This window comes from Corynebacterium sp. HMSC05D08 (assembly GCF_001807215.1).
In the GTDB taxonomy this organism is placed as follows: domain Bacteria; phylum Actinomycetota; class Actinomycetes; order Mycobacteriales; family Mycobacteriaceae; genus Corynebacterium; species Corynebacterium striatum.
On the sequence record NZ_KV788315.1, the window covers coordinates 10,218 to 13,866 of the forward strand.

Genomic DNA, 3,649 nt, shown 5'->3' on the forward strand with positions numbered 1-3,649 from the left:
CAATGAAACCACTCGAGCTAGCCGCCACCTACACAATCGGCGCATTCCTGCTCTACGCCTTCACCGGCTACAAATGGACCCTCGCACTCGGCGGCGCCCTCGCACTATCCGCAATCGCACGCCACATCTACCAACCCGAAAACGCAGCATGAAACCAATCATCACCGACCGCGACACCGGGCGAGAGCTCTGGCGAGTAAAAGAATGCGCCGCACACTGCGGAATAAAACCATCGACCTGGACCACCTACGTCGCCCAAGGGCGCACCCCGCAACCCAGCGGCCACTTCGATGGCCGCACACCACTATGGGACGCCAATGAGGTAGCCCAATGGCACAACTCCAGGCCCGGCTCCCCCGTCCCCAATCACCCATAAAACGACAAAGCAGCCCCTTCAACGATCTCCTCGACCGCTGAAGGGACTGCTTCACGCCAAAAACCTGCTCCAACTCGTCCGCAATCGGCAACTCATCGACCGACTCCTGGTACCGTAAACGCCACTGACGAATGTAGTGCACAACAATAAAATACCGCGACCGCCAAACCTCGAGCTTGTCCCGCAATAAACTAACCTCAACGCGCAGTTGAGCAATATCCTCGTCGCGTTCCGCGAGCTGCTTATTCGTCCATTCCTGAATCTGCTGGGTAAAAGCCTCCCATTCAAGACCACGGGCTTCAATATTTGAACTGCTCCCCATAATCCGGACTGTGTTGCCACCTCCGTGGCGGTGTCCTCGGTGGTGGCGGTTGCTTCTTCTGCCATGGTTAACCTCTTGGGTTAGTTTTTGGGCATAAAAAATCCCCCGCCACCTACCAGTGGTGTAGGGGTAGTAGCAAGGCGGGGACTCGCTCCCCGCAGGTGTGACTACTTCATGCTTTCGTCGGCGCCAAGCGCCGAACGTACTTCTGGGGAAACATCGTTCACATCGGCGACATCCACGATGAGGTCCGGTTCGCCAGAGTGCTCGAGGAAGCGCCGCTTGGCTTCTTCCATAGGAACCTCCGATTCGGCGCAATCGAACAGGAAATCCTGTATCGAGTCACCGCGTGCAGCGTCATCGATGCCCATGAGGTTCTTCGACATTACGGTAGCGCAGTGGATAATGCCATGAAGGGGTGCCCTCTGCGACAGTAAGTCCGCCAACTGTTGCGTTTGATCAGTGTCCGTCAAGGCACATTGGCATGCGTGTGCAACCCCATCGAATTGAGAAGCATCCGTTTGAATGCTGGAAGCCGCTTCATGCGAGGCGAGCCATGTATAGGACACGTCGTATCTCTCTCAATAGCCGGGACACAACTGCCCGACGATACCCCTGGTTGCACCGGTGACGAGAACGTGTTTACGCATCTGAAGACTTCCTACTATTCGGTGTACTTTCAACGATTCTGCCATCGGCGACTGTTAGAATCCGTTCTGCCAGATTCACGATGTTTGCATCGTGGGAGGTGAAGATGACCGTAGCATCGGTTTCCAAGAGCCTGCTCATCGACAGCTTTGCTGACATTGAATCGAGAGCGGATGTCGGCTCATCCACAAGAATGACCGGTGATTTTTGCAGGACAGCACGGATGATGGCAACTCGTTGCCGCTCCCCGCCCGACAACCCGCTATTACCGGAACCTACTAACCTGCCTAGTCCATCGGTGCTGGCGAAGTTTTCCAGCCCGAACTGACCTAGCATTGCGATAAGTATTTCGTCGTCGACACTCTTCCCTGTCCCGAGGATTAGGTTCTCTCTGAGCGTGCCCGGAAGCAAATCGGGCTCCTGTTCAACATACGTAACCATAGTTCGAAGAGCCCTCCTGTTCCAGTCCTCAAGATCTTTCTCTCCGACACGGATATGGCCGGCCGAGACGTCATAAAACTTCAACAGAAGACTAAATATGGTGGTTTTCCCGGCGCCAGAAGCTCCTGTAAGTGCTACTTTCTCGCCAGCTTGAATAATTACGGTTGCATTATCTAAAATGGTCCTTCCGTCTCGGCCATACGATACCGACTCGAACTCGATGGATCCTGGGGGAACGGTCCTAGGTGCTAGAAGCGAATCCTCCCCAATTGAATCTTCAACTTCGAGGCTGAAAAGCTGGTTAATTCTGTCCAGCGCTCCCCTAGCCTCAAAGAAGGTGCCAAGAGACTGAGACACCTGCACAATGGGAGCAAGCATCAGAAATAACGCGGTAACGAAGACGGTAAGTGCCTCTCCCGACAAATCACCGTTGCTCAACCTAATGGACCCGAAAAGAACGACCGCGAGAAGTGCCATGTAGGAAGCTACAGTGCTCAAGGGCTCAAGAACGGCTTCTACAAAACTCATCCTTCTCCGATTTCGGTAGGCGTGGTCTATCTCGGCTGACAAGTTGCCAATGACCTTCGTCTCTACGCGAAAAGCTTTAATAGTTCGAATTGCCGATAACGCCGACTGTAGGATTTCTCCGAGCGCTGCAAGATGGTCCTGAACGTTTGACGAGAGATTTTGCAAAGAACTTGAGATAACCACAATGATGACTAAGGCCACCAGCAACACTGCAACAACAACCAAAAGCAATTTCCAGTCCACCACCGCCATATAAATGAGTGCACCAATGATGACAGTGAATCCACCTACGAAATCAGTGAGGGTGGAAGAAAAAGCAGTACTGACGATGGAGGTGTCTGAAGTGACCCGTGTGGTAAAGCTACCTGCCCCTCCTTTCTCAAACTCTCTCATCCGCAGGTAGAGAAGATGATTTGTAATCTTTTTGCGCATGTCGCGGACTGTTCTATCCGCTGCGATGGAGACCACGTACATTGTGGCTGCTGTCAAAACAGATGTACCCAGAATAGTTAACAGAAGCAGCATGAGAGGTTGCTGAAGCTTTCCGCTACTCACACCTGATATCAACTGTCCGACAAGTGCGGGTTGAAAAAGAGTAACAGTGGTAGATAGCAATGACAGGAGGATCCCTAGGGTGATCAGTCCAGCATTGTTTCGTAGAAGGTTAAAGGCTGTCATTGAGTCGAATTTCTCAGTTCAGGGTCTCGCCGGGGTCTGGGGTTAATGTGGTGCGTCAGCGATTCTATTTCGGACCGTGAAGCGGTAGTAAAAGACGGGATCGGACCCGGCCCCCGGAAAGTGGACACGTCGGGGGTTAGCTATGCTGCTTTGGTCAGTGTAGCTGAAGTCTCGGCTTCTAAGACATCAGGGGCTACAAGATTGCACCACGAGTGTCGACGGCGTGTGTTGCAGCGCATGCACCATCGAAAGACTTCCTGCCGGCAGGCGATCGGATTGTCAAAGACTCTCCTATCACGCAAGACTTCCCGCGTGAGCGTCGCGTTAAATGATTCTGCTAGGGCGTTAACCGCACTCGTTCCTACCGAGGGTGTCGGAATCTTTGTGTATGAGGTTTAATCTTCAATCACGAAGGAGAGTGCGCAACAATGACTGCCTAAGCCCCCGAAGAAACATAGTGACGCTGAGCGCGTCGCCGATATCAGCCGCCGGCTGATGGAGAACCCGAAAACCGCCAAGTTGAAGTGCCCCAGGTTTTGTTCCGTTTGAGTAGATAGGAAAATCTGGGGCACTTCACTTCTAGCATAGAGAATTAACTCTTAAGCTCCGCTAGCCCTAACTTGGACCTGACCCCCTTTTGGTGGACACCTGATATC

At 52.9% G+C, this 3,649-nt stretch carries 3 protein-coding genes; all 3 read right to left on the reverse strand.

Features of this window, described 5'->3' with window-relative positions; all coding sequences use genetic code 11:
* Window positions 1-865: 865 nt before the first annotated feature.
* The gene (locus tag HMPREF3148_RS13490; protein WP_049151721.1) at window positions 866-1,084 is read right to left on the reverse strand and encodes a hypothetical protein; all 219 of its coding nucleotides are present in this window, start codon (window positions 1,082-1,084) and stop codon (window positions 866-868) included.
* Between the two features lie 256 nt (window positions 1,085-1,340).
* Complete coding sequence (locus HMPREF3148_RS03655) at window positions 1,341-2,993, reverse strand: ABC transporter ATP-binding protein (protein WP_080972054.1); 1,653 nt, start codon at window positions 2,991-2,993, stop codon at window positions 1,341-1,343.
* A gap of 140 nt (window positions 2,994-3,133) precedes the next feature.
* Window positions 3,134-3,373: an integrase core domain-containing protein gene (locus HMPREF3148_RS13120; RefSeq protein WP_080969982.1), complete on the reverse strand. Its 240-nt coding sequence runs from the start codon at window positions 3,371-3,373 to the stop codon at window positions 3,134-3,136.
* Window positions 3,374-3,649 lie beyond the last annotated feature (276 nt).